22 protein-coding genes and 2 pseudogenes are annotated in these 26,152 nt (G+C 70.1%); 10 read left to right on the forward strand and 14 right to left on the reverse strand.

Features of this window, described 5'->3' with window-relative positions:
- The first annotated feature begins 245 nt into the window (after positions 1-245).
- Entirely contained in the window at positions 246-659 is a 414-nt protein-coding gene (locus ABZU46_RS07790) for a carboxymuconolactone decarboxylase family protein (RefSeq protein WP_354855690.1), read from the forward strand.
- A gap of 498 nt (positions 660-1,157) precedes the next feature.
- Here ABZU46_RS07790 and ABZU46_RS07795 read toward each other — a convergent pair whose 3' ends face one another.
- Together ABZU46_RS07795 and ABZU46_RS07800 are read right to left on the reverse strand one after the other, a co-directional pair.
- Positions 1,158-1,535 (reverse strand): hypothetical protein, encoded by a 378-nt coding sequence (locus ABZU46_RS07795; protein WP_354855667.1) that lies wholly within the window; start codon positions 1,533-1,535, stop codon positions 1,158-1,160.
- A 23-nt stretch (positions 1,536-1,558) separates the two neighbouring features.
- Complete coding sequence (locus ABZU46_RS07800) at positions 1,559-2,686, reverse strand: ROK family transcriptional regulator (protein WP_354855668.1); 1,128 nt, start codon at positions 2,684-2,686, stop codon at positions 1,559-1,561.
- An 88-nt stretch (positions 2,687-2,774) separates the two neighbouring features.
- Between ABZU46_RS07800 and ABZU46_RS07805 the strand changes: the two genes are divergently transcribed.
- Positions 2,775-4,049: a DUF1479 domain-containing protein gene (locus tag ABZU46_RS07805; RefSeq protein WP_354855669.1), complete on the forward strand. Its 1,275-nt coding sequence runs from the start codon at positions 2,775-2,777 to the stop codon at positions 4,047-4,049.
- A 467-nt stretch (positions 4,050-4,516) separates the two neighbouring features.
- On the opposite strand, the gene ABZU46_RS07810 is transcribed toward ABZU46_RS07805, so the two are convergent.
- Positions 4,517-4,912, reverse strand: a complete 396-nt coding sequence (locus ABZU46_RS07810) for a hypothetical protein (RefSeq protein ID WP_354855670.1) — start codon at positions 4,910-4,912, stop codon at positions 4,517-4,519.
- Between the two features lie 285 nt (positions 4,913-5,197).
- Between ABZU46_RS07810 and ABZU46_RS07815 the strand changes: the two genes are divergently transcribed.
- The 5 genes from ABZU46_RS07815 (at position 5,198) to ABZU46_RS07835 (ending at position 12,127) form a co-directional block, all read left to right on the forward strand.
- Complete coding sequence (locus tag ABZU46_RS07815; protein WP_354855671.1) at positions 5,198-5,806, forward strand: hypothetical protein; 609 nt, start codon at positions 5,198-5,200, stop codon at positions 5,804-5,806.
- Between the two features lie 23 nt (positions 5,807-5,829).
- Positions 5,830-6,411, forward strand: coding sequence for an RICIN domain-containing protein (locus ABZU46_RS07820; RefSeq protein WP_354855691.1), 582 nt, complete (start codon positions 5,830-5,832; stop codon positions 6,409-6,411).
- Between the two features lie 158 nt (positions 6,412-6,569).
- Complete coding sequence (locus ABZU46_RS07825; protein ID WP_354855672.1) at positions 6,570-9,452, forward strand: hypothetical protein; 2,883 nt, start codon at positions 6,570-6,572, stop codon at positions 9,450-9,452.
- 4 nt (positions 9,453-9,456) lie between these two features.
- Complete coding sequence (locus ABZU46_RS07830) at positions 9,457-11,436, forward strand: pre-toxin TG domain-containing protein (protein ID WP_354855673.1); 1,980 nt, start codon at positions 9,457-9,459, stop codon at positions 11,434-11,436.
- Positions 11,437-11,737: 301 nt separating this feature from the next.
- Positions 11,738-12,127, forward strand: a complete 390-nt coding sequence (locus ABZU46_RS07835) for an OsmC family protein (RefSeq protein WP_354855674.1) — start codon at positions 11,738-11,740, stop codon at positions 12,125-12,127.
- Positions 12,128-12,643: 516 nt separating this feature from the next.
- Here the strand turns inward: ABZU46_RS07835 and ABZU46_RS07840 are convergent.
- Positions 12,644-12,841, reverse strand: a complete 198-nt coding sequence (locus tag ABZU46_RS07840; protein ID WP_354855675.1) for a transposase — start codon at positions 12,839-12,841, stop codon at positions 12,644-12,646.
- 149 nt (positions 12,842-12,990) lie between these two features.
- Here ABZU46_RS07840 and ABZU46_RS07845 point away from each other — a divergent pair, with 149 nt between their 5' ends.
- Positions 12,991-13,440 (forward strand): hypothetical protein, encoded by a 450-nt coding sequence (locus ABZU46_RS07845; RefSeq protein ID WP_354855676.1) that lies wholly within the window; start codon positions 12,991-12,993, stop codon positions 13,438-13,440.
- A 300-nt stretch (positions 13,441-13,740) separates the two neighbouring features.
- Here ABZU46_RS07845 and ABZU46_RS07850 read toward each other — a convergent pair whose 3' ends face one another.
- Entirely contained in the window at positions 13,741-14,127 is a 387-nt protein-coding gene (locus ABZU46_RS07850) for a hypothetical protein (RefSeq protein WP_354855677.1), read from the reverse strand.
- Entirely contained in the window at positions 14,088-14,804 is a 717-nt protein-coding gene (locus ABZU46_RS07855; RefSeq protein WP_354855678.1) for a DUF899 family protein, read from the reverse strand. Before ABZU46_RS07855 ends, ABZU46_RS07850 begins: the two co-directional genes overlap by 40 nt.
- Positions 14,805-14,941: 137 nt before the next feature.
- Between ABZU46_RS07855 and ABZU46_RS07860 the strand changes: the two genes are divergently transcribed.
- Complete coding sequence (locus ABZU46_RS07860; RefSeq protein ID WP_354855679.1) at positions 14,942-15,862, forward strand: RNA polymerase subunit sigma-70; 921 nt, start codon at positions 14,942-14,944, stop codon at positions 15,860-15,862.
- Between the two features lie 11 nt (positions 15,863-15,873).
- Here the strand turns inward: ABZU46_RS07860 and ABZU46_RS07865 are convergent.
- Positions 15,874-17,121: pseudogene (locus tag ABZU46_RS07865) on the reverse strand (IS701 family transposase).
- Between the two features lie 372 nt (positions 17,122-17,493).
- Between ABZU46_RS07865 and ABZU46_RS07870 the strand changes: the two are divergent.
- Complete coding sequence (locus ABZU46_RS07870) at positions 17,494-18,024, forward strand: tyrosine-type recombinase/integrase (RefSeq protein ID WP_354855680.1); 531 nt, start codon at positions 17,494-17,496, stop codon at positions 18,022-18,024.
- Positions 18,025-18,039: 15 nt separating this feature from the next.
- On the opposite strand, the gene ABZU46_RS07875 is transcribed toward ABZU46_RS07870, so the two are convergent.
- The 7 genes and pseudogenes from ABZU46_RS07875 to ABZU46_RS07905 form a co-directional block, all read right to left on the reverse strand.
- Positions 18,040-18,201, reverse strand: a complete 162-nt coding sequence (locus ABZU46_RS07875) for a hypothetical protein (protein WP_354855681.1) — start codon at positions 18,199-18,201, stop codon at positions 18,040-18,042.
- Between the two features lie 487 nt (positions 18,202-18,688).
- Positions 18,689-19,069, reverse strand: coding sequence for a DUF4913 domain-containing protein (locus tag ABZU46_RS07880; protein WP_354855682.1), 381 nt, complete (start codon positions 19,067-19,069; stop codon positions 18,689-18,691).
- Positions 19,063-20,496 carry a glycoside hydrolase family 19 protein gene (locus tag ABZU46_RS07885; protein WP_354855683.1) on the reverse strand — a complete coding sequence of 478 codons (1,434 nt, stop codon included), beginning with the start codon at positions 20,494-20,496 and terminating at the stop codon, positions 19,063-19,065. Before ABZU46_RS07885 ends, ABZU46_RS07880 begins: the two co-directional genes overlap by 7 nt.
- Positions 20,497-20,500: 4 nt before the next feature.
- On the reverse strand, positions 20,501-22,249 hold the full coding sequence (locus tag ABZU46_RS07890) for a TraM recognition domain-containing protein (RefSeq protein WP_354855684.1): 1,749 nt from the start codon (positions 22,247-22,249) through the stop codon (positions 20,501-20,503).
- Complete coding sequence (locus ABZU46_RS07895) at positions 22,246-24,000, reverse strand: ATP/GTP-binding protein (protein ID WP_354855685.1); 1,755 nt, start codon at positions 23,998-24,000, stop codon at positions 22,246-22,248. Before ABZU46_RS07895 ends, ABZU46_RS07890 begins: the two co-directional genes overlap by 4 nt.
- Entirely contained in the window at positions 23,997-25,496 is a 1,500-nt protein-coding gene (locus tag ABZU46_RS07900; RefSeq protein ID WP_354855686.1) for an SCO6880 family protein, read from the reverse strand. Before ABZU46_RS07900 ends, ABZU46_RS07895 begins: the two co-directional genes overlap by 4 nt.
- Positions 25,497-25,516: 20 nt before the next feature.
- Positions 25,517-26,152: pseudogene (locus tag ABZU46_RS07905) on the reverse strand (hypothetical protein); the annotation flags it as partial.

Below are 26,152 nucleotides of genomic sequence, written 5' to 3' on the forward strand. Positions count from 1 at the left end.
CCTTGGGTCGGGCCGGCCTCCTGCTTCGAGGTGCCATCGCGACGCCGCGCAGGCTGAGGTGAGCGCGTCGGCCTCGTCTCGGGCGGCGTCCTGGTTCGGCAAAGCAGCTTGGAGGACCTCCTCCTTGATCTCACTGGCCGCGCCCCCTATCGACCGACGCGCGGGACGCGACCCGTTTGTCCGGCACGGCAATGGGTACCCGCCGGTCCAGCCGACAGGACGATTGGCAGAGGTGGGGCGTGAGCATGGCGGAGGACGAGCAGTACGAGCGGGGTCTTGAGGCGCTGCGACAGGCCGACGGCGGCGCCGCGCAAAGACTCCTGGAAGCCCTCGCCGACGTCTCGCCCGAGCTCAGCCGTCGCTCCGTCGCCTGGTCCTACGGGGATCTCTACGTCCGGCCCCAGCTCGCGCGCCGGGACCGGGAGCTGCTCACCCTCGGCATTCTGACCGGCCTCGGTGATGCCGGGGCCCAGCTAGAAGTGCACGTCAACGGGGCACTCAACGCGGGCCTGACGCCGTCGGAGATAGTCGAGGCGCTGCTGCAGGCGGTGGTCTACTGCGGCGTGCCGCGGGCCGTCAACGCCACGCTCGTCGCCAAGAAGGTCTTCGCAGAGCGCAACCTGCTACCTGTCCCGGCAAGCCCCACCCCGGCCGGCTGACCTCGCCGTCGTCGCTCACGCGTCGCCGACACAGCTGATAGCGCCCGCTCACGTCGCCCGGTCTGCTGCCGGCCCGAGGCGACGGTGCCGCGCCCGAACGGCGGCACCAGGGGCTGCCTTAATCTCGCTTAGCACCATCGTGAACTGCTTCGGCTTTTCGAGGGCCTGACCGGGGCACGACGAAGGCAGCGGCGTCGCCGCTCCGAGCGGTAGGAGCGGAGCGTCGGCCGCTCACGCCGATCGGTAGGCGCTCAGCGAGCAAACAGCGGGCTGCGCCGTCGACGATGAGACGTGGTAGCAGTACCTGAACATCGAGAACCTCAACATGCTCAACTGGCCATGTGGTCAGCGCCCGGTCTCGGATGACGGAACTACGGCGAACCCCATCAAGCTGACCCGCAACGCTCCACATCGATCTACAGCACGCCTACAAACGTAGCCTTACAACTCCTAATAAAAATGATGTTGTGGGGCGGTTTCGTGCGTGGCATCGCTTGATCAGCTCCGAGGCATCCCACCATGCGGACTGTTGACGATGAGCGGCACGCTGTCTGGTGCCAGGAAATGGTGACCCTCGAAGTACTCCAGGTGAACGTGGCCGCCGTCGTCCATGCTGGCTACATCGCGTAGCAGGTCGGCGAGGAGCGACCGGCTTTCCGCGCCACCGTGGATGCTGAGATAGCTGCGATCGTCGACACCAATAACGACGGGGCCCTGCGTCACTTCGATGAGCACACCCCGTAGATGCAGAGGGTGAGCGGACGGCGCAAGGCTCAGCTCGCCTCCGCTTGCTACCAGGTCAGCGAGGTGACAAAGGTCTGCCCGGCCACTCGCGACGTCGACGCCTTCGGCGGCAGAATAGTAGTCAAGCTTCACCCCGCAACCGTAGGCTGCCGCGCCTATCTAGTGCCTTGACCACGAACGTTCACGGTGTTGGATGTCGTCGTGATGGCTGACCGGAGGCGGTTGAGCGCCTCCGCGCGCACACCGGCCAGAACCGGCTCGCCGGTCAGCACGGCGGGCCGCACGGGGACCTCGCGCGGCATCGGTGTTGTCGCCGAGCGGATGCTACCGATCAGGGCAGGGCCCCACGAACCGCCAACAACGATCTCCTGCGGGTCGGCAAGCGCGACCACGGCGGCGACGACACCGGCAACGGCCTGGCCGATGAGCTCCCGCGTCGCGGGGTCGCTGTCGAGGAGCCGCTCGACGTCGATCGCGGTCGAGCCGTCGCGGCGCAGACCCAGCTCGCCGAAGACCTCGATCAACCGGACCGCGCGACCACCCGGCCCGACGGTCAGCAGGTGGGCGATCTCACCGGTCAGGCCGGTATGCCCGCGGCGGACCTCGCCGTCGCTGACGATCGCACAGCCCAGCCCTTCACCCAAGTAGAGGTAAGCGAAGTCGCGGGCGGTGTTCCGCTCGGCCAGCGCCGCCCAGTTCACGTCGTTGTCGACGACGACCGGGCCGCCCGCGTGCGGCGCGAGGACGGCGACCGGGTCGAGGTCACCGACCAGGAAAGGTGAGTCGGGCAGCTGCACCAGGCGGCCGGTGGCGCGATCTACCGGGTCAGCCGCGCTGACGACGGCCAGCCGGGCCGGCCGGCCGGCTGCGGCGAGAACCTCGACGGTCGCGGCGGCCAGCGCATCGGCAGCCTGGCTCGGGCGGGCCGGCCGGTCGATCGGCCGGACCGCGCGCGACACCGTGTCACCGTAGATGTCCAGGCACTCCGCCACGACACCCTCCGGAGCGATGACGACGGCCAGCGCCACGCCCACCGCCGGCGCGAGCGCATAGTACGAGCCCACCCGACCGCGACCGCGACCACCCGGGGTGCGCTCACCTGTGTCGGCCACCAGGCCGCGTTCGGTCAGCCGGCGCACGCTCTCCCCCGCGGTCGGCTTGGAGATGCCGATCTCGACGGCCAGCTCGGCGCGAGTAAGTCGACGGTGCTGCATCAACGCGCGAAGCACGTGCTCGTCGGTGAGCGACCGGACGATCTCCTGCGACGGCAAGGTGGGCTCCACGCCAACATTCTAGTCAGGGCTATTGCCTAGAGGAGGCTCGACCCAGTAAAGTCTTTCAAGTAACGGGGGCTAACTAGAAGGAGACGCCGTGTCGACCAGCACCACACTGCCGCACTGGGAGCAGACCCCCGCCGACCTCAAAGCGGCCACCCGGGAGATCAAGGCCGCGCTGCGCGCCCGGATCGAGGCCTCCGGGCGTACGGTCGATGAGGTTTTCGCCGTCGTCGAACAGCGGGTCCAGGCCGCCGTCGATGACATCAACGCCGCCCGCCGTCGCGGCGAGAGCGTCTGGCCGGTCATCGACTACGCCGACATCGCGAACTGCACCGTCACCGCCGGGCAACTCGACCTGCTGCGCCGCCGCGGCTGCCTGGTCGTGCGTGGCCACTTCGACCGCGACCAGGCCCTCGCGTGGGACCAGGACATCGTCGACTACGTCGAGAGCAACAACTTCTTCGAGAACTACCGCGGCCCCGGCGACGACTTCTTCGGCAGCGTCGGCTCCAAGCCCGAGATCTACCCGATCTACTGGTCGCCCGCACAGATGCAGGCCCGCCAGAGCGACCGGATGGCGGCCGTCCAGGCCTTCCTCAACAGCCAGTGGAAGTCGGAGTCTGACGGCGTGCAGTGGTTCGACCCGAACAGGGATTCGCTCTACCCCGACCGCATCCGCCGCCGCCCCGAGGGCGCCGACTCCGCCGGCCTAGGCACCCACCTCGACCCCGGCACCCTGGACCTGTGGATGACCAGGGCCTACCAGCAGGCGTTCCGGCACCTGTTCGACGGCAGCGTCGAACAGTACGACCCGTGGGACGCCGCGCACCGCACCGACGGCCCGCAGTACCCCGGCACCACCATGTGCTCGGCATTCCGCACCTTCCAGGGCTGGACCGCCCTGTCTGACATGGCCCACGACCAGGGCGTGCTGCACACCGTGCCGATTCCCGAGGCTATGGCGTACCTGATGCTGCGCCCACTGCTGTCTGACGTCCCCGACGACGACATGTGTGGCGTCACCGTCAACCAGGTCTTCCCGGCTGGCCACAAGTGGCACGCTCCGCTCATGGAGGCACTGGCCGGCATCCCCGACGTGCAGGCCGGTGACTCGGTCTGGTGGCACGCCGACATGATCCATAGTGTCGCGCCGGTCGAGTCGCAGAAGGGCTGGGGCAACGTCATGTACATCCCCGCCGCACCGTGGTGCCCCCGCAACGAGAAGTACGCCGCCAACGTCCGCGAGGCGTTCCTCAGCGGATCGAGCCCTTCGGACTTCCCCGCCGAGGACTACGAGCGCGAATGGCCCAACCGCTTCCAGCCCGAAGACCTCAACGAAACCGGCCGCCGCGGCCTCGGAATCGCCTAGACATCCACGAACGCTGCACGACCCTTTCCGGCCCCTGCCTTACCGAGACACAACGACTGAGCGGATAACGGTGTCGGCGAAGACGGCCGGTCGCCTTTCTCAGCGGTAGGCGTGACCTGCTTATGGCTTCCCGCGATCTGCGCCGTTGATCAGCATCCGGACCCACAACGAGGATGGAGGCGTCAGCGGGCCCGCCGGCGGTTCAAAATCCCATGGACAAACTTAAAGCCCTGACCAGCGTTTCCGCTGGTCAGGGCTTTTTCTCTGTCGGGACGGCCGGATTCGAACCGACGACCCCTTGACCCCCAGGCAACCAACACAGGCCGCTGACCTGCCGTTCCAGTGGTGTTGGCCTGCTAGAACGGTCCATCAATGTCCCTGCTTGTCCGCTGGCGTCCATCCCGAGCGTCACCCGGTTAGTCACCCGACCTGCGGCACGCATCCGGCACCCCGTGCAGAGCCCCGCGCTATGCGGGAAAGACCACGCCGTTCGTCGTGAGACGCGGCGGTGGTTCGAGCCTCACACCCAGCGCGAGGCACACCGCGTGGGCAGCCGCGACCTTCACGTCACCGTCAGCCGTGTCCACAGGCATATCCACAATCCTCGTCACCGTGACCTTGTAGCCGCCGGGTCGCCCCAAGCGGGCGAGCGCATACCACGCGCCCTCGACCGCCTCAGCCACCAATCGATCATTGACCGGCCGATCAATCACAGCTCGCGGCCCATAGACATCCCGCAACCAGGCAAAGGCATCCGGGGAGACGTCTACCTCGTCACGGTCTGCCGGCTCGACCGCGACAGCCACATCCGCCGCATGCCCAATCTGGCCAACCACCTGCCGAAGGCGAAACTCTCCCTGCACGGCCAGAGGATACCGGCACCGGTTCTTCGTCCCGAAGGAACGACCACGGCGGCACCACCTGTCCCCCTCCGTTGCCTGCCCTGGTGAAGTAGCCCATCGTTGTCCACGGACGTCCGGACCTGCTCGCACCCGTCGTCACTCAGTTAGTCACTCAGCATGTGCGTGGCACGATCATGTTCGTGCCTGCTTGCCGATTCTCCGTCCCGCTGTCGTCGAGGAACCGCCGGTGAGTCCGCTTGGCAGCCTCATGTGCATCGGCCTGGTCACGCCATGCGGGAGGGGCGGGTGCTACTGGTCGACGACGCCACCCTCATCCCGCTCCGCGTCCTGGCCGTGCTGTACCCGGCCATGGACGGCCGCGCCGTTATCACCATCCCCGCCAACGGCAACGGCAACGGCAACGGCAACGGCAACGGCAACGAGACCGTGCAGGCCGTCGACGGGTTCTACATCGTCGCCGGCCACAACCCGGGCGTGCACGGCGCGGTCCTCACCGAGGCCCTGGCCTCCCGGTTCACCGTCCACCTGCACGTCACCACCGACTGGGACCTCGCCCGCCAACTCGGCGTCCCCAAGCCGATCGTGGCCGCGGCGATCGACCTCAACGCCGACCTCGCCGCCGGCAAAACCGTGTGGGCGCCGCAGTTGCGCGAACTGCTCGGTTTCGTCAAGGTCCGCGACCACCTGGGCATGACCGCCGCCCTGGCCAACCTGGCCGGCATCGCCCCCGAGGACGCCCGCGACGACGTCACCGCGGCCCTGTCCCGGCACACCGGAACGCCCTCCTCCAATGCCAAGAACAGATCATCGACACCACCGGCAGGCCGTCACGCGTCCCCGCCCAACGACGACGACCCGACACCACCGCCCCGTTCGCCTACACCGTCGGACTGACCGCCCACGACTACCCCGAACTGATCACCCGGCAGAATGTCGACAACGGGAACGGGTCGGTTCGCGTCCGCAACATAATTACGGCCCAGGTACTGGGCGTGGACCGGATGCCGACCGCCGACTCCGCACAGGCGGTGCAGTTCGCCAACAGCACGACCGACCACAACTGGCGGCCGATCCCCGACGGGCACAGCCTCCAGATCACCCACACCGACAAGGTGGTCGCCATCCAGGACATGTCCTCGGCCAACGGCGCGCAGCTCACCCGGTGGCCTCCGACCGGGACCGCCCACCACCGGTGGCGCTTCATCGACTCGGGCGGCGGCCGCTTCCGCACAAAAGCGGACCCCACCGACAAGGTGGTCGACGTCAGTGGCGTCTCCACCGCCGACGGCGCCCGGGTGACGCAGTGGGACTGGCTCGGCGCAGCGAACCAGCAGTGGCGGCTCGCCTGGGCCGGCTTCGGCGCCTTCGCCCTGCACGGCCGGCACAGCGACAAGGTCCTCGAGGTGTCCGATCGGTCCACCGCCGATGGAGTACCCGTCACGCAGTGGTCCGACCTGAGCCTCGCCAACCAGCGGCGGCGCGTCATTCCTGGCACCTGAGCCGTTCCGAGCAGGTCGGTCAGCATCATCGCGAAAGGCCGTCGAGCACGACAGGCAGTGCCGTCCACGTCGCTGGTGACCTCGCCCGTTGTCGGCTCGGCGAGGCCGCTATCCGACAGACACTGTGCGCACGCGTCGCGACGTCCTACAACAGACTTATGCCAGACAGTCAGACCGTCGATGCCTTCAAGTTCGTCGCTGTACGTCCGCCGCAACTGGTCGGGCAACGTGAGGCGGCCCTCGGCCTGATCACCGACCAGCGCAGAGCCCCCGGCGGCGGGTTGCTCGCCGGCAACGATGATGGCGAGTCCACGCGGCACCCGGACCCGCGGCTGGCCGCGCTGGCCGAAGCGGCCCGCGCGCTGGCCGACCACTTCGGCGCGCAGCCCGGCGGCGACCCGCTGGGCGACGCGGACGCGGAACTGCGTGACGTGCGCGCCTTGGCCGACCGCGATGCCGCCGAGCTGGCCGGGACGGCTTGGGACGCGCTGTACCGGGCGTATCGTCAGGGCCCGGCGGCCGGACCCGACCTGGAGACGCCGACGGCCGCGCTGCGGGCACTGCACTTCGCCGCACTGTGGCGCGCCGACGCGGCAACCACCGCCGCCGACGCGGTGACCGCGCTGGGCGCCACCCCGGTTGTGCCCGCGGAGCTCGCGGTCGTCGAGGCGCCCGAGACCACACGCTGGCGCGGCTCCGCCTCGGTGGCAGGGCACGCCGAGGTGTCCGACGAGCCGGTCCGCGCGCTTCTGCGGGAGGTCGCGGCGACCCGCACACTGCTGGACGCCGTACGGGCGAACGCCGCGCCGATCCGCGAGCGGGTGCTGTCGGAGGAGCCAACCCAGCACGGCGACGTGTTCCGCAACCGGATCACGCTGGGACGCGTGGCGAGCATGGCCCGGATATTCGATGGCAACCTGCCCGAGGAAGCGCGGAGCGTCGCGGCCCGTCTACGGATCGGGGAGGCCACCGCGGTTCCGACGGCGACCGCGACCGCTCAAACGCACCTGACCACGCTGCTGCGGAGGGTGGACGCTCTGCGTGACGACCCGGCGCTGCGGCGCGAGTTCCGGGCGCTGTCGGGCACGCTCGATCTGCACGACGTGGGCACCATCGCGCCGGGCCTGGACCTCCCGCCGATCTTCGATGCCGACCCCGACCCGGGCACCAGCCCCGACGTGGATGTCAGCGGCCGGATCCGGCCCCTGGGCGTCGGCGACCTGAAGGTGGTCAAGCAGACCCTGCTCGGGTACGCCCCGGGAGAAGTTGCACACATAGAGAACGTGCTCAAGGGCGAGCACCGCGAGCGGGTGCACCGCATGCTGGACCGGGTCGAGACCACTTACTTCGAGTCGTCGGAGGAGGTGAACGAGACCGAGCGTGACCAGCAGTCCACCGACCGGTTCGAGCTGAAGAAGGAGGCGGACCGGACCGTCAAGGAGGACATGAGCGTGCAGGCCGGAGTGACGGTGACCGCCGCCTTCGGGCCGGTCGTCACCACCGCGCACGGCGACTTCGCCTACGCGACATCCAAGCAGGAGTCGACCAGAAGCAGCTCGAACTTCGCCCGCGATGTGGTCGACCGCTCCGTCACAAAGATTCAGAAGAAGGTGAAGACCGAGCGCACCACCAAGACCTTCCACGAGGTCGAGGAGACCAATACCCACGGCGTCGACAACGCCCAGGGCGCCGCGCACATCACCGGCGTCTACCGCTGGGTAGACAAGCGCTACCGGGCACAGGTCTACAACTACGGCCGGCGGCTGATGCTGGAGTTCATCGTGCCGCAGCCGGCGGCCTATTGGCTCGCCTCGCAGCTGCGGCCGAAGACCGTGGTGGGCGCTGAGCCGCCGATACCGCTCGTCAACGCTAAGAACCAGCCGCTGACCGCCGCCGACCTCGACGAGTCGAACTACCAGACGTTCGCCAGCCGCTACAACGCCCAGGGAATCACCACGCCGCCGCTGGAATGGACGTACGCGGCGACGTCGTTCGAGCAGAGTGGCGTCGACAACGGCAAGACCGTATCGAAGATGCTCAAGGACCTGGTCGTGCCGGACGGCTACACCATGATCTACTACATCGCCAACGTGTCGCTGATCTACGTGGTCGGCGGGCCACGGTTCTCGATCCAAATCGGTGACGACGCCGCCGAACTCATCGCCAGCACCGCGGTCAAGCAGGGCGGAGTGCACACCCTGGGGTGGGCGCAGTCCTCGGAGACCTTCGACAACCCGACAGGGCCCATGGCGGTCAGCTGCATCGGGTACGACATCAACGCGTACTCGGTCAACGTCGGCATCAACTGCTACCGGAACGACGCGCACCTGCAGGACTGGCAGAACAAAACCTTCGAGAAGATCAGCACAGCCTACCTGGCCATGAAGACGGCGTACGACCAGAAGGTGGCCCAGGCCGGCGCGCCGGAGGGGGCCGTGGTGATCCAGGGCCGCAACCCGGCCACCAATCGGGAGATCGAGCGCACCGAGCTAAAGAAGCTGTGTGTCACCATGATGACCGGCAGTCACCTCGGCGACTACAACGCGATGACGGACCCGGCGGACGCCCCGGCGAAGCTGCCCGAGGTCGACGTGTACGAGGCGATGGCAGAGGGCCCGGTCATCCAGTTCTTCGAACAGGCCTTCGACTGGCCGCAGATGACCTACCTGTTTTATCCGTACTTCTGGGGCCGCAAGACCAAGTGGACCGAGGCCAGCAACCGCTCCGACATCGACCCGTTGTTCGCCCAGTTCAAGCAGGCAGGCGCGGCCAGGGTGGTGGTCCCGGTGTCGCCCGCATACAACCTGGCGGTCGCGTACTTCCTGGCTCGCAGGAGCCCTCGGCTGGCCGACCGGGTCTGGCTCGGCGGCGAGCCGCCAACCATCGACGACCCGCTGTACAAGTCGGTCGCCGACGAGGTGCGGGCGCAGACCGACGACCTGGCCGGCGCGTTGCCCGAGGGCAGCCCGTGGGAGTTCACCGTGCCGACCACGCTGGTGTGGTTGCAGGAAGGCCCCGAACTCCCCGTCTACCCAGCCTGACTCGATGGCCATCGACCTGGGCCCCTACCGGCGAATGCTGACCTCGGCTCGTGTCGAGTTCGAGGCCGGCATGACCGGCGGCAGGGCGAGCGCCTTCGAGCTGGCCGTGCTGCGCGGCGGGGTCGCCATCATGGCCGAGGATCTCGCTCGGCGGCCTGACTCCCTTGCCGCATACGAGCATCGCAAGGAGGGCGGTCTCTCCGGCCCGGAGCTGTGGAAGGTCACCGCGCGGCGGCAGGCGGCAGCCCCGCTGCGCCGCCGTGAGCTGACCCCGGAGGCCTTCACCGCCAAGAACAACGAATACCTGGCGCTGATGCGGATGCTGCGCGAACGCGCCACCATGCCCACGCACCTGGTCGTCGATCGCACCCGCAAGCGCGTACTGCTGGTACAGGAACACAACCGGGCGTCGGCGGTGCCAGGATCTCCGGTGCCTCCCACGCCTTCTGTTCCCGACGCCCTCGACGCCATTGCGGCGACCCTGGCCGCGTGGGTGATGGCGCACCAGGGCGACGACGACTTTCTCACCCTGCCCGCGGCCGAGGGTATGAGCCGGATGCTGGCACAGCGCCAGGACCTGCTGGTCACGCTGCGGATAGCCCAGCAGCAGCCCACCGACACCGATTCCTTCCCGCTGCCCGTCGAACACCGTCCGGCGGTGCTGGAGGTCGTCGAGTTCGGCATCGCCTTCATCCCGGTCGTCGGCACCGCGGTTGCGATCTTCGAGGCGGCCTTCGGGTACGACATCTTCGGCTACGAGCTGACCGAGGTCGACCGGTGCATCATCGCCGCGGGCGTGCTGCTGCCGTTCGCCTCCCGGTTCGTCAAGGGCGGTCGGGCGCTCTACACCGCAGCGCGGATGGAGCGGCTGTACGGGCTCGGCGCCGCACGGTGGAGCCTCGCCCTGGCTGCGGGTGAGAAGGTCAGCGAGGACGTCACTGGGCGCCTCGCCATCTCCGAGGCCCGGACCCTGATCGCGGCGGGAAAGAAGGTCGATTCGGCGCTGGCGGCGAGGGCCGTCACCGCGCTGGAGAGGATGGGCGTCAAGCGGGGCAGCCCGCGGGGCATGTCCATCGCCACGTACGTCGCCGACTCGCTGAAGAAGCTCGTCAGCGGCACGGCAGTGCTCAGCGAGCTGGACCATCTGGCGCTGATGCGGGTCGTTGAGAAGGGCCCGAACATTAACCTGATGAAGGGGCAGCTGCTGGAGGAGTTCCTGGAGGCGCGGATCGCGGCGTGGCTGCGTGATCCCGCCGGGGCGCGTGCCCTGGGCATCCACATCCCCGCGCCCCAGACGCTGGAGTTCATCCCGGGCCACATGATCCGCGACGCGTCGGGACGCCAGCTCACCGACGGCATCCTGGCCCACCGGCAGAACGGTGAGCTGATCATCGTCGCCATCTTCGAGGCCAAGGCAGGCAGGCACGCCGCCCGGGAGTTGAAAATCGCCTCCGGCGGCATCAGTTCCCTGTCCCAGGCTGAGCGCGCCGAGCTGCGCGCGTACGCCCGTGACGTGCTGCGCGCCCGCAACAACCGGGCCCGGCTGCGCGGCGAAAAGTTCCCCACCAGGGCCGACGAGGTCGACGCGGCCCTGGACAGGATCGAGCGTGAGGTCGTGCTGAGCGAGGAGGGCGGGCAGGTCCGCCGCGACATCGAGCGGCTGGCGGCCAATGAGGACGGTACCGCGGCAGTGGTCCAGGTCGGTGAGGAGTTCCTGCCGGCGCGGGTCTCCCCGAAGGACACAAAGGTCTTCGGTGTACTTCCCAGGGATGTGCCGGTGGGGAACATGCAGGAGCAGCTCACGGGACTGGGCTACAACTTCGAAGTGCTCGGAATGAATGTGACGCAGAAGGAGCTGGTCGACCTGTCCAACAGCCTGCGCATCCACGTGCCGCCGGAGCACCTGCTGGGCCCGGCTCCCCTGCTCCCCCGCGGCGTGCCCGGCCAGGCCGTCCCGGTGCCCGCCACCGGCCAGCCGAAGTAGCAGCCCCACCGAACAGGCCCCATCCGGCAGCCAACCAGTCCTGTCGGCGTACGGGTCCAAATGCACAAGCAGGTACGGCTGGAGCGTACAGAGGTCGACGCTCCAGAAGGGGCGACGACGTCTGTCGAGCACCTTCCCATGTCGCATGACGGACCGCCCTGCCGACTACAATCCGTCACCGCTGGGGTGGTCGCGCTCGCGCCGGATCGCGGCAGAAGCGGATGTCTCGGTATCTGGTGGTGATGCTGGTGACGGGCGACAATGAGCCGGTCGGGTGAGGCAAAACGGACAGGGGCAACCGGTGGAGCGATTCGCGGTCGTGGTCGGCGCCGGCTCGTTCAGATCAGATGACGGTGGTGCGATCGGGTTCCCTCACCGCTGGACACCTGAGGGCGTCACGGTCGAGGCGGACTTCACCGGGGCACACCTGTTGCACCTCGCCGCGGCTGGCTGCGTCCTGAATGACATATATCGGGAGGCAGGCGAACTCGGCATCCGGATCGACGGGGTACGTGTATCGGCCGAGGGAGGTTTCGACACGCAGACGTGGATATCGAGCGGCATCACCTACCAGGTCGAGTTGAGCTCGCCCGCGTCCGGCGACGAACTTGCCACGCTGCTGGATCGTGTCGACGATGTCGCCGAGATACCGCGGGCGATTCGAGCCGGGACCACGGTACAAAGAAGCTGACACGCCTCTCGACTCTCACATCACCAGCGGTCACGCCGGGCATCGCGCGAGGAGAGGCTAAAAAAGGGGCATGGGTGGGCGCCTCCTCGGCATCCGGGTCCCGGCGCTGACCGCGTTCCACCCGCACCCCCACATCGACTACTTGCTGACGCACATCTTCTGCCACCCGGACCAGGTCGAGCGGACCAGGCGCGGCCGCGGACGAGCTGGTAGCCCAGCTCGCCGCCGAGGGCACCCCCTCGGCGCTGCATACGGTGCACCGTCACCGATCGTCGACCCTGGCACCATCCACGTCATGCGCGGCGACCCGCTCCACCAGGCGCTAACAGCGAAGCAGACCAGGCTCATCTGACCCACGTACGAGAGGGTCCGGTCCGGGCCCACCGCGGTGATCCGGCGAACACGGTGGTGCCCACTGCGGCAGCGTGGACGTGGACGCGGCCGACCCTGCGAGTGTCACCCGGTACCGTGCCAAAAATTGTGTTGCAGGCTATGAGCTGCGGATTTGTGAGCGGATCAAGCGGCCCCGTGATACTCGTTGATGAGGCCACCAAGGATGCGGCGCCGGCGGATCGGCTTGTCGATCGCGACGACCGCGCCGCCGGGGCCGTAGTCGGGTGGATGCTGCTCCAGGCCCTGGTGTGGCCGGTGCCAGTCGAAGTGGTCCTCATAGTCACGGAGCACCGTGCGGGCGTGCTGTTCGTTGTAGATCACTACGACCCGCACAGCGTGCCGAACTGGCCGCCCTGCTCACGCCCATCGACCCGAAGGGGTCACACCCGTGGGAGGCCAACGCCTTCGATGCTGGAGCCCGGCACACCGACCGGTACGTCCGCTGGCTCACCGATCCGGACCCGCAGCTGGTGGGGTACGCCGCCGAACTACTCGCCTGGTTCGCGCCCGACGAGGCAGCGCTGGCCGGGCTCATGGCGGTCCCGGATGACGCGGCCCGCGCCGCCACCCGGGCCAGCGCCAACCTGACCCTCGCCCACTGCCCGGTCGGCTCGGAGCGGGTCGACGCCCGCCTCCGCGAGCTGCTGTCCGCGAACGCTGCGGTCGTCCGGGTCACGGCGGCGGTGGGGCTGGCGTACAGGCTCGGCGACCAGCTACCCGACCTCGCCCTCGACGTCCTCACCGACGCCCGCAGCTCGGACTTCGATGCCGAAGTACCCGGCTGGGACCGGTCGATGCGCGGGTTCGTGGCACTCGCTCGGTCTCGGCTGACTTGCCGCCGCGACACACGGTTTTCAAAGGCAGTAGCCTCAGCACGCACGCCCTTCTTCTACCACGGTGGATGTGCAGTGAGTCGCTGACGGGCCGCTCGGTCATTCCGCACATGTTCCGGATCTTGCGGATCAGGCTGTCATCATTTCGCCTCGGCAAGCTCCGCCCGCCGCGCGCGCTGTCTTGCCGACATATCCTGGTTCGGCGCGGCCCGTAGTGCGAGTCATGGACGCCTGCGAGGCGAGGCGGAACATAGTTTCCGCTGATCAGACGGGGCATCGTCTGAGTACCGGGGTTACATCCCTCCGGGCCGTGCTCATATTGTGCCAGCCCCCGCTCTTACGGCCTAGTACTCCAACGTCACTTGATCTGCCGGCTGGCTTACTCGGCTAGCTCATGAAGAAGATCATGGCCGCGAGGCTTGCCCCCATGGCCAGGTGCTCCCAACGGAGCAGGTCCGTGATCGGTCGATTGCGCAGCCGGACGAGTGCGGCCGCCATCCAGCAGAGGTAAGCCGCCGTGGCGGCGCGTAGCAACACGAGCGCCGCGTCATGGCCGGTGACGATGCCGTGGTCCATCCGGGGCCCGGCGGCCATGTGGTGGGTAGCCATCGACCCGCCGTGTTGATGCATCAGCACGGCGAGCGCCATGAGCACGGCCCCGGCCGTACGGTGCCACTCCACCTCCGGGCCGGGCTCGGTCGGACCGCTGGTGACGAGTGCCGCCGCGAAGAGCGTCAGGACGTCACCGCCGGCGTAACGGCGGGGCGTGACCATTGGGCGGTGGGGCGGCCGTTGAGCCGCCACGGGTGACCACTGACCCGCGGCCAACCTTGGGGTGAGTTTTCCCAGTTCTCTTGCCGGCCGTACACGGTGAGGTCCAAGGCGTGGTAGCTGGTCGTCAACGCCTCCACGCCCCGCCCGGTGGTCCAGTAGGTTTCGTAGACCTGGTCGCCGTCGCGCAGGTAGCAGGCGATGAACCCGAATTCGCGACCGTCGGCCAGAGCCGGGTCGGAGTCTTTCGCCGAATACCAGGGGAACGGGTAGCCCATGAACTCCGCGAACGGGGCACTTTCGTCGTAGGGGCCCTGGCAGAACACGGCGTAGGTGACGTCCCGGGCATGCAGGTAGTCCAGCATCTGCATGTGACAGGTCGAGAAAGTGCACCCCTCACACTGATCCCCGTACGGTTTGCCGTCGTGCCACATGTGGAAGTAGGCGATGAGCATCCGGCGGCCCTCGAAAACCTCCACCAGCGGGGTGTCCCCGCCGGGGCCCTGGACCGTCACCGTCGGCATCAAGGTCATCGGCAGCCGACGACGAGCGGCTGCGATCGCGTCTCCTTCGCGGGTATGGGCCTTCTCCCGGACCAGCAGTTCGTTGCGCTCGCGCAGCCAGGTCTCCCGGTCGGCGACCGGGGGCGTGGCTGCGCTGGACGCGGGGGTTGCCGTCATGGCTGTCTCCTTCGTGGGGTGGGGATTGGTCACAGGTACAGACGACCGAGTCGGCGATCGTCATCGGTGACCGATGACGGATGGGGTCCGCGGTCGTCAGTACGGTTGTGAGGACCATTCAGCCCCGGGGAGATCACATGTCCGACTCGCCTGACGAGCAGGCGGTCTGGCTGCAGCGCGCCTTCGACGAGCACCGGCGCGAGCTACACGTGCACTGCTACCGCCTTGCAGGGAACGTCACCGACGCGGACGACCTGGTGCAGGAGGCCTTCCTGCGTGCCTGGCGGGCTCGCGACCGCTTCGAGGGTCGGGCGTCGGCGCGCACCTGGTTCTACCGGATCGCCACGAACGTCTTCCTCGACAGCCGCAAGGCGGCCGGTCACCGGACAGTTCCGTATGGTGACCCGCTGGAGTGGTCCACTGAGCTCGGTCCCTATCCAGACGCCCTGTTGGCCGACGATCCGCAGACCGGTCTCGCCGCCCGGGAGACCGTCGAGCTGGCCCTGATCGCAGCGCTCATGTACCTGCCGCCGCGGCAGCGGGCGGCCTTCGTGCTGCGCGACGTCTACGGCTGGACGCCGCAGGAGATCGCCGGCGCGCTCGACACCGCCGTAGCGGCCGTCAACAGCCTCCTCCAGCGGGCCCGCCACACCCTCCGGCGGCGCGCTCCGTCGGACCCACAGGACTGGCGCCGCCCGCAGCTCACCAGCGAGGACGAAGAGATCCTGCGCCGCTACGCCAACGCGAGGGACCCGAAGACGGTCCGGGCACTTCTCGCCGAGGACGTACGGATCACGATGCCGCCCGAGCCGCCGGTCGTCGGGATCGACGCGGCCGCGGAGTTCCTCGGCCGACCGCTCGACTGGCGTACCTTCCCCACCTCGGCCAACGGGCGCCCGGCACTGATCAACTATCTCCGCCGGCCCGGCAGCCCGCACTATGAGGCGCTGGTCGTCGACGTACTCCGGATCGAGAACGGGAAGATCGTAGAGAGCAACGCCTTCATCGGTGCCCGTCACGTCGCCGCCTTCAGCATGCCCGCCACGCTCGAGCCCTAGACGAGTAAGTCTCAAGCTAAGTGGCCGAGTCTGCGCTGGTAGTGGGATCGCCGGGCTCGGGCTTGGGATGTTCGTCGCCAAGTGGACCAGTACAGGGTGTGCGCTGGGGGTAGTGGCAGGGCGAGGACGAAGGCGTTGAGGAGTCGGCGGATCTCGGCGACGGTCAACGCGATGATCTCCGGGTCGGGGTCGGGCTGCTGCGCGGTGGTGGCGGCGAGGATGGTCAGGACGGCCACGGCGAGCATGGCCAGGGTGATGAACCGGTGCCAGCCGGTCCAGCCGCGGACCTGGTAGTGGTCAAGGCCGACCTGGCCTTTGCCGGTTTGGAACAACTCCCCGACGCTTCAGCGGGATCCGGCGACGGTCACGAGGGTGTGCAGCGGCACCAGGCGAGGTGACCCGCACAGGTAGAAGGCCAGCTCGCCGGTGGTTCGGTTGCGGCGGATGAGCAGCCACCGGTGCTCACCGGGGCTGGTGGCGGTGGTGACCCAGGCCCACAGATAGTCGCGGGGACCTTTCGCTCCCGGTCCGCAGCTGTGCTGCTGCCACTCGGCGGTGGGTATCCGGTCGGCGAGGTCGTCGACGCGGATCAAAGTGCGGCCGTCGTTGACGTGCACGCGTCGGTCGCAGCCGACGGCCAGGACGTAGCCGATCCCGCGGTGTTCCAGGTCAGCGCGCAGGCCGGGGTCGGCGCCGTAAACCTCGTCGCCAGTCACCCACCCGAACGGGACACCGGCGTCCAGCGCAGCGGCGATCATCTGCCGGGCCAGGGCAGGCTTCGTAGCGAACCCGACGTCGTCCGGGACGCCGGCGGCGGTGAGACGGTCGGGGCGATCGCACCAGGATGTCTCGGGTAGGTAGAGCCGGCGATCGATCATCGCCCGCCCCGCCGGTGACACGTAGGCCAGGAACACCCCGACCTGGCTGTTCTCGACCCGGCCGGCGGTGCCCGTGTACTGCCGCTGCACCCCGGCCGAGCACACGCCCTTCTTCAGGAAGCCGGTCTCGTCGGTGACCAGCACAGCCTCGGGGTGGCCAAGCTGCTCGATCAGCCAATCACGCACGTCATCGCGGACGGCGTCGGCGTCCCACACCGCCGTACGCAGCAGCCGCTGCATCGCCTGCGGATCGTCGTGACCCGCCCGTTCGGCCAACGACCAGCAGGTCTTACGTTCCACGCCCGACAGCAGCCCTTCCACGAACTGCCCGGCGGTCCGACGGGGCTCCGCCCGCACGAACCGGTCCGCGACACGTGTCACCGCCTCGTCCAGGATGACCCGCCACCCGGTCGGGTCTACGCTGTGGCACACGGCCACCGCACGATCTTCGGTTGTCCTCACAAACCATCGATGATCAACGCGGTGGCTGTCCTCATGCCCGCGCCACGCCCAACGCCGAAGCCAAGTGACGTTGGAGTACTAGTTCTTCCTGTTGCGACCCTCGCCCGCCCGTGGACTTCTCCTTGCCTCCGCGAACCGGCCTCTTAAACACGATCCTGACAGTCTCAACCGGGGCGTGACACTGTGAGCAGGCATTAACGAGCCCGGCGGCGACAATGCGTAGCGCTCGGTTCGCGGCAGGTGCGGACGTCGAAGGCTGCGGTGTTTGGCTTCCGAGCGACCGGTCATGGTGTGGACCCCGCAACAGGCGGCGCGTTCCTCGACCACGCCGAGGAGCACGACATCGCCCTCTACCCACTGTTCGCGCTCATCCTTCACCGCAGCCTGCGCCGCGGCGAGGCCGTCGGACTCACCGACACCGCCGTCGACCTCGACAACTCCCTGATCAGCGTCACCCAACAGATGGCCACCCAGGGCTACACACCCGTGATCAAAAAGGTCAAGTCCGAGTCCGGCAACCGGATCATGGCCAGAGCCAGCATCACCCGCGTCATCCTGCGCGCCCACGACCTGCGGCACTGCGCCGCCACCTACCTCAAAGCCGCCGGCGCCGACCTCAAAGACATCCAGGAACTCCTCGACCACTCCTTCGCCGCCGCCATGACCGACGTCTACACCTCGGTCATCGCCGAACTCGACGTCAAACGCGCCAAAGCCGAAGCCGCCACCGAGGATGACCTGCCGTTGCTCGCGTTCGACGTCGACGCCGCGTCCTGGCGGTCCTTCGTGGACCTGGCCAAGCGGATCGGCCCCACCGGCTGACCCCCCACGACGGGCTCAGGCCGACGGCTTAACCGGGGGCCGCACGCCGAGCCACTGCTCGGCGTCCCAGGCGTGGAACCGTTCCACCTCGGTGAACCCCAGCTTTGCCGCGAGGCGCATCGAGTTGACGTTGGCGGACTGGGTGGTGAGCAACCACCGGCTCGCCGGGAAGGACACCGCCGAACCAGTCGAGCGCCGCCACGCACGTCGCGGTGGCGTACCCGAAACCCCAGGCAGGCGGCAGGAACAGGTAACCGAGATCGGCCTTTCCCACGGGCCGCCGGACGACGATGCTCCGTCGCGCGCCAAAGCGGGACCCGGCCGATTATCGCCCTGTCGAGGTCGACGACGAAACTCCCTCGCCACCGTGCGGGCACCTCGGGCAGCTCGCACTCAAGCTCGTCCGACGACCGGGGCCACCGAGGTAGGTGTGCCTCCGGCGACGCCAACAGCTCGATGAACGTCGACCGGTCCCGGGCCTCGGACGCGCGAAGCACCAGTCGCTCGGCCCGGATCGGTTGGGGCGGCCAGGCGACGGGTCAGATCTCAGTCATGCCGAGCATCCAACCAACGCTCGCCGCCACCGCTACCTAGGCGGCATCGGCCCGAAGGACGGCCGGCCGCCCCGGCGGCCGTCCTTCGGACGGTTCTCCCGGCGGGTCGCTCAGTCGTCGCGCTCGACGTAGGGCCGGTCCTTGGGCCGGTGTCCCCCGGGCTTGCAGCCGGCGAACGGTCCGTTGGGGTTGCGCAGCGCGTCCATGGTCGGCCAGAGGTGGTTCTGGTGCCAGAGGGCCGGGTCGGTCGGCGCCGCCCGGGGGCCGGTGCGTTCCTGCCAGGCGAGCCAGAGCCCGTGCAGGTAGGCGATCGCCTCCGGGTGTTCCCGCCAGCGGGGGCACCAGGGCGCGCCGGAGGTGACCTCGCCGCCGTACACCGGGAGCAGCAGGCCCTCCACCCAGGAGGTGAGCCGGCGCAGCTCCTCGGCGTACTCGGGTCCGTCCAGGTAGAGGATGAAGAACGGCCTCGGCGGCGGCTCGTCGGTCAGCACGTCAGCGTCCCCTCGTCACCGGGGTCGACGCCGAGCGCGGCGGTGAACCGCCGGTACGCGTCGACCCGCGCCCGCACCTGCGCGGCGTTGCCACCGCTGCACTCCAACGCCCCGTTGATGCTGCGGATCGTCTCGCCGAACCCCCCGCCGCCGGTGATCGCGGCGTGCGGGGTGGTCGTGCCCGCGCCGCTCTGGGTCATCCAGAACCAGAGCGCGGTACGCCATGCCACCGCCGGGTCAGTGGCCACCAGGTCCGGGTTGCCGAGCAGGTCCAGCCCGAGCGCGTCGCCGGCCGCCTTGTAGTTGGTGTTCCAACTGAGTTGGATCGGCCCCCGCCCGTGGTAGGCGCTACGGCCGGCCGGGCAGCCGTAGGGCTGGCCGCCGTCGCAGTAGGTGCCCCACGCGGCCCGGTCGATCTCCTCGACGTGGACCAGGCCGCCGGACTCGTGGTCCACGTTGGCCAGGAACGCCGCCAGTTCCCGCTTGCGGGTCGCCTCGTCGCCGGTGCCGGCGAAGTCGGGGAACGTGGCCATCGCGTCGGTGAGCCCGGCGTACGTGTAGAAAGTGTTGCGGTCGGGGAACATGGTGTCGAACGTCGACCCGGTCAGCAGCGTGCCCTCGTCCCCCGTCACCACGCGCTTCTTCGCCCCGGCCCCCGGCGACGACGTCGGTGTCGGCAAGGCGGTGGACGTGTCCGTCCCGCCGATGGTGTAGCGGGCGAACAGCCCGCGCACCCGCAACGGGTAGCTGTCCAGCACGATGACCGGCATGCCGCCCAGCGCCTTCACCGCCTCCGTGCCCTGGTCCCAGGCCATCAACGTCAGCGTGAGATGGTCGCCGACGACCGTCTTCTCGTCCAGCATCCGCTGGGTCTCCTCGGCCAGTTGACAGAACCACCGGGCGTGGGCGTGGATCGAGTCCTCCGGGTCCAGCGCCGAGGCCTCGCCGCTGTCGTCGTCGTCCTTGCCGTAGCGCTCGAACACGTCGGGGGTGAGCTGGGACAGCCCCTTGCGGCCGTCCTGACCCTCCTTGTCCGCGTCGAAGTCCGACGCGTACTCGATCTGGGCCGCGAGGATCACGGGGGTGAGCAGGTCGCACTCACGGGCTGCCGCCCGGATCGGCGCGACCAGGTCCGCGTCGGGCACGCCCGACTCCTTGAACCCGCCGCGGCCGTCGCCGCCGGCGAGTTCGGTGAGGACGCTGCCGCCGGCGCCCGGGCCGAGCGTGCTGTCCGGGTCCGGTGAGTACGAGGTCATCTGCGAACCGCTGAGCAGGATGATGACCACCAGGACGATCAGGGCCAGCGCCGCCATCGCGGCCAGCGGGAGCATCCCGACCATCGAGATGATCAGCCAGGTGATCTGGGTGGCGCCGAACCGGTTCGTCGCCGTCTGGTGCGCGGCCCGCGCGGCCGCCAGCTTCGACACGCCGTCACCCGGCCCGCTGGCGCCCGGCCGCCGCCCGCGCCCGCGCGGTGACCGCCTCCGCCTCGACGCGGGCCGCAGCCGCGATCGGCCCGGCGTCCGGCTCCTTGTACCAGGGACGCAACCGGATCACCGCCGGCCGCACGCCGGTTGCCAGCAGCAGCGCGGTGCCCTTCGGCAGCGCCCGGATCCGGTCCGCCGGCAGCACCTGCTCCTGCCGGTACGACACCGACCGGGACGAGCCGTCGCGGGACCGGGAGTAGGTTGGCGTACGGACGTCGTGCTGGCCGATCAGACGGGCCACCTTGTCCACGAAATCGGCGTCGTCCAGCCCGGCGCCCAGCAGTTTGACCGTGGCGGCGCCCCACAACGCGTCCATCCCCGCCTCGCCCCAGACCCGTACCCCCTGCCGGTAGCTCTGCAGCAGCGTCACCACGCTGATGCCCCGCGAGCCGAGGTGGCTGTAGAGGTCGGGCAGGTCGGCGATGCGGCACACGTTCGCCGCCTCGTCCAGCACGGCGGTCATCGGCGGGTCCAGCCGGCCGCCCATCCGCTCGGCGGCCACCACGCCGGCCCGGACCACGGCGTCCGCCAGGCCGGCGATCACTCCGGCGGCCGAGCCGCCGCCGTCCTTGGACAGCAGGTAGAGCGTGTCCCGGCTGAGCACGTGCTCCTCCGGGACGAACTCGGGGCGGTCCGGGTCCGGACTGACCCAGGCCAGGATCTCCGGGTCGAGCAGGCAGGCGACGCACTGCCGGGACGTCTCGTAGATGCCGTCGCGGGTCTCGACCGCGCCGCGTACGGTGCCCTGGAGCTGATCGGCCATCGCGTCCAGGCCGGCGTCGCGGAGTAGGTCGACCGGAGTACGGTCGCCCGGGTCGGCGAGCCAGGCCAGCATCTCCCCGACCGTCGCGCCGCCGTGCGAGGCGGCGAGGAAGAGAGCGGTCAGCGTGTTCTGCGCGGCGGCGATCCAGAAGTCCCGCTTCGACGCGTCGTCGTTGACCGAGCTGACGAAGTGGCCGGCGAGCCGCCGCGCGCCCTCCAGGGTGCGGCAGCCGCCGAGCAGGTCCCACCACATGTCGCGCTCGGTATACGCGACGCCCTGCGGGTCGAACGTCCACACCCGACCCACCCGGGCCCGCTCCTGCCGGGTGACCAGGTAGACGTCCGACTTGTTCGAGGTGAGCAGCACCGCGCCGGGCGCCCGCAGCACCCGGGGGATGGCGATCCCGGTGGACTTGCCGGCCCGCGGGGCCATCAGGTCCAGCTCCACGTCCTCGTACGACGAGCGCAGCTCCGGCCCGGACGGCAAAAGATCGCCGAGCAGGTTGCCGGTGTCGTCGGGGCGCAGGCGGGCGGCGTCGCGCAGGGACGGGCGCAGCTCACGGGCCCGGGCCTCGGCCGCCTTACCGGTCATGGCGCGCAGGTCGGCTGCGCGGGCCAGGTTCGACGACTGGCCGAGGCGACGGGCGACGGCGCGGGCCGCCGCGACCACCGGTGCCGCGACGGCCGGGACGAGCACGACCGCGCCGCCGTACACCAGGGCCGGCGGCACGCCCGGCCAGACCGTCCCGACACCGCCGCCGAGCAGGCTCAGGTAGACGTCGAGGCGGAACGGCGGCGGATGCCAGCCGTACCCGCCGACGGCGGTGGCCAGCGTGCCACCGAGCCACAGCAGGACGAAGGCGATGAGGTTGATCAGCGCGAGCGTCGGGATCAGCCAGGCCAGCAGGTCTCCGCCGGTGCCGCGCTTCACCGGGCACCCGCCCCGGGAAGGTCGCCGGCCGTCACGGCGCGCACTACCGCGGCGCGTTCGGCCAGCATCCGCTCCGCGTCGCCGTTGGCGATCCACCGCGTGTTCGTGTCGTGCAGGTGCCGCTCGGCGTCCGTGATCGCTACCCGGATCGGGATGCCGGGCCGCCCACCGACCTTGATCAGAAACCGGCCTCGGCCGGGCGGCTCCTCGTTGGCGCCGTCCTGCGCCCAGCCGGCCGGCGAGGACCAGGACGAGACCAGGTCGATCTCGCGCCGGGAAAGCCCCACCACGCGGCCCAGGTCCTCCATCTCTGCCTTCGGCAGCCCGGCGCAGGCGACCATGCCGGCGCGCTCCACGAAACCCCGGGCCTTCGCCTTGTCCGCCTCGCTGCCCAGGGCCTCGGCGTCCTTCAAAGTGTGGGTGATCTTCGCGTCGGCGAGCCCGAGCGAACGGTTCAACCGGGTGAGCGCGTCGATCCGGTCGACGATGCCGGAAGCCGCCCGCAGCGGGCGCCACAGCTCGTCCAGCACGGTGAAGAACCAGCGCCGGGGCGCCAGGCCCGCATCCGCCAAGGCGTGCGACGCGGACACCGTACCCAGGCCGTCCGACCAGGCCGCGAGCATCGCGGCGGCGGTCAACTGCCCGTCCGCCTCACCGATGCGGGAGATGTCGATGCAGACGGCGGTGGCGTCCGGGTCGATCCGGGTGGCGGTCTCGGAGGCGAAGGTGTCGCCGAGCGGGCCGTCGAGGATGCCGAGCAGCGACCGGTGCAGCGGGTCGACGGCGTCACGGTAACGCGACTCCTGACCCCGGTCGAGCGTGACCTGCCGGACCCGCGGCGGCCCCGCCTCCAGCACCGCGAGCAGGTCCGGCAGCCGGTACGTCCGGCCCGGCGGCGTGGCTTCGCGCAGGTGCCGCAGGCAGGCCGAGAGCACCGACTGCTCGTGGTCGCTGATCGGCACGCCCCGCACGATGGTGAGCAGCGCCGCGACCATGTTCAACACCCGGCCGTGGGTTTCGGCGGCCAGCGCCTGCCCGGCCTGCCCGCCGATCCGCGCGGCGGCGGCGCCCATCGCGCCGGGGTCCAGCACGTTGAGCCCGCCGACGCCCCGGGCGATGGAGATGACCTGCCCGCCGAGCGCGCGGACGGTGTCCGCGTAGTCGGGCTTCAGGTCGCCCAGCACCAGAGGGACGACGCCCTGCGCGGCCAGGCCGATCAGCATCCGATTGATCAGCGTGGACTTGCCGAGACCCGGCATGCCGAGCATGAACAGCGACGGGTTGGAGATGTAGCGCGCCCGGGTGAACCAGTTGAGCGGATCCCCGCACACCGTGGCCCCGGTGCTGATGTGCTGGCCGAGCGGGACCCCGGTCATCGGGGCGCCGGAGCCGGACGCGAACGGCCAGAGCCCGCACGCCTGCACGGTGGTGGCCCGCCACATGGTCGGCGGGTCCAGCGTGGCCACCCGTCCGCCGCCCACGACGGGCGACCCCCGGTGCGGCACCTGATCGGCGCGGTCAGCCCGGGCCAGCCGCTGCCGGTACCGCTGCTCGGCGGCCTCCTCCGCAGCCCGCCGCCGACGCGCCCGGCGCAGCGCCCGCGGGGTCTGCTCGCCCGTCTCGTCGGGCTCCCGGTCCTGCGCGTCCACGTCCGGCACCACCAGACCGGACATCGCGGTGACCGGTCCGGACGTCATCCGGGGCCAGCCCGCCCCGAGATCCAGCAGCCGCACGCCGTCGCCGCCCGTCACATCGCCTCCTGCAGGTCGTGCGGAACGAACGCCTGCTCCCAGGGCAGGATGCCGACGGGCAGGGCGCAGGTGAACGCCGCGGCCTGCATCCGGTCCGCCGGGCGCATCGCGATCCGGGTGGCGCCGAGCAGGTTCCGCATTGTCACGTTGGCGTCGCGCACCTCGGCGGCCGAGTCGACGGTCAACGTCACAAGCATCGAGAACTCGACCAGACCGGCGCCGGAGGCCTCCTCTGCCGCCGTCTGCTCGGCCGCCTGGATCTCCGCGACCGCGCGGGCCCGGACCAGGCCCTTCGTTGAGTTCGCCATGAACTGGGCGGACCGGCGGTCCGACTCGACGATCCGGGCGGAGGTCGCCGGATCGATCGGACGGTAGATCAGGGCCACCCGCTTGCGGCGGATGCCGGCGGCCGGGTCGAGCAGGCTGCGCAGGATCCCGGAGCGCACCACGCCGCGCGGCGCCATGGTCAGCAGCCAGCTCCGGGACACGCCGGAGTCGTGCTGGTAGGCGGTCACCGACTCGATCGCGGCGGCCGGCCCGGCGTCGTCCCACTCCAGCCCGGTGCCGCCGTGCTGGGCGCGTACGTCGAGCACCTCGGCCGAGACGGCCGGGTCGTAGGCGACCCGGACGACCTCGGCGATCCGCTCCGCGGACAGCGGCTCCGCCGACCCGCCGCCGGCCGCCACCAGCCCGTTGAGCACGCCGTGAAGCCGCAGCCCCAGGTCGGCGAGCATGGTGTCGTCGTCGCGCCGGGCGCCGCCGGGCGCCGAGTAGGTCAGCGTCAGGTAGGTGTTCATCTCCGAGGACGCGTCCGGGTAGTTGCGCACCACCTCCTCCATCACCGCGCGGGCGGCGGGCGGCGCGTCCGGGGAGATCCGGCCCAGCACCTCGGTGGCGAGCCGGGTGCCGGGGTCCGGCGCGGTCTCCACCACCACCGAGGCGCCGCGCAGTCCCGGCTCGTGCGCCAGCCGGGACAGCCAGTCGCCCCACAGCGCCACCCACGTGTCGACCTGGTCCGGGTCGACCAGCGACCCGCCGTCCGGCTCGCAGCTGAGCACGATCGTGTACTGGTGACGGTTGGGGTGGTGCAGCACGCCGAACGGGCGGTCGTACGGGTCGCGCCCCTCCAGCATGACCGCCCGGCTCAGCAGGCCGGGCGGGCGGAACCGTCCGCCGGGGCGTGTCGACAGCGGCCCGGAGACGTAGAGGTGCTGCCGCTTGGACTTGCGGCGCAACCAGCCCACCCGGACGCCGACCATCTGGAAGACGTTGCGGCCGTCCGGAGTGCGGATCGCCAGCGGCGCCAGCGTCAACGCGAGCGGCAGCCCCACCACCAGGGCCGCGTCCAGCGAGATCATGGACGCGAGCAGCACCAGCACGAGACCGCCGAAGAGGCCGACGGTCCCGATCAGGCCCAGCGAGCCCAGGCCGGCCTTGCGGGGGCGGCGCCAGTTGCCGTACGTGAGTGTCTTGATCTGTTCGGTTGCCGTGGTCATGGTCGTCCTCCTGGGCCGGCCTAGTCTCGATCGGGGTCCGGCAGCGCGCCGCGGGCGATGCCGGCGGCGTGCCGGTGGGTGCCGGCGACGACGCCGGCGCTCTTCTGCACGGTCCAGGCGGCGGCGCCGACCGCGCCGCCGACGACCCGGCCGGCCGTCGACGCGACGCTGCGCCCGCCGCCACCTGCCGACCCGCCACCGCCTGCCGCATCGCTGCCGGACGGCGGGCTACTCGCGGGCGCCGGGGTGCTGCTCGCGGGGGTGCTGCCGGATGCCGATTCGCTCTCGGGCGCCGGTCTGCTGCCCGACGCCGGCTCGCTACCGGACACCGGCTCGCTACCGGACGCCGGTTCCCCGCCGGACGCCGGTTCCCCGCCGGACGCCGGCTTACTCCCGGACGCCTGCTGTCCTGCGGACGTCGACCCGCCACCGCCGGCCGTGCCCTCGGCTGTGGACGCCCCGTCGGGCGTGGAGGCGCCCTCGGCCGTGGACGCCCCGTCGGACGTCGACGCCCCGTCGGCCTTGGACGCGCCGTCGGACTTCGACGCACCATCAGCCTTGGACGCGCCGCCCCCCTTGGACGCCGCGCCGGTGCCAGCGCCCAACAGGCCTCGTTCCGGGGGGCGCTGTTCTTCGACGCGGGAGCGGCCGGCGAT

This window comes from Micromonospora sp. NPDC005197, from assembly GCF_040608295.1.
Taxonomy (GTDB): Bacteria; Actinomycetota; Actinomycetes; order Mycobacteriales; family Micromonosporaceae; genus Micromonospora.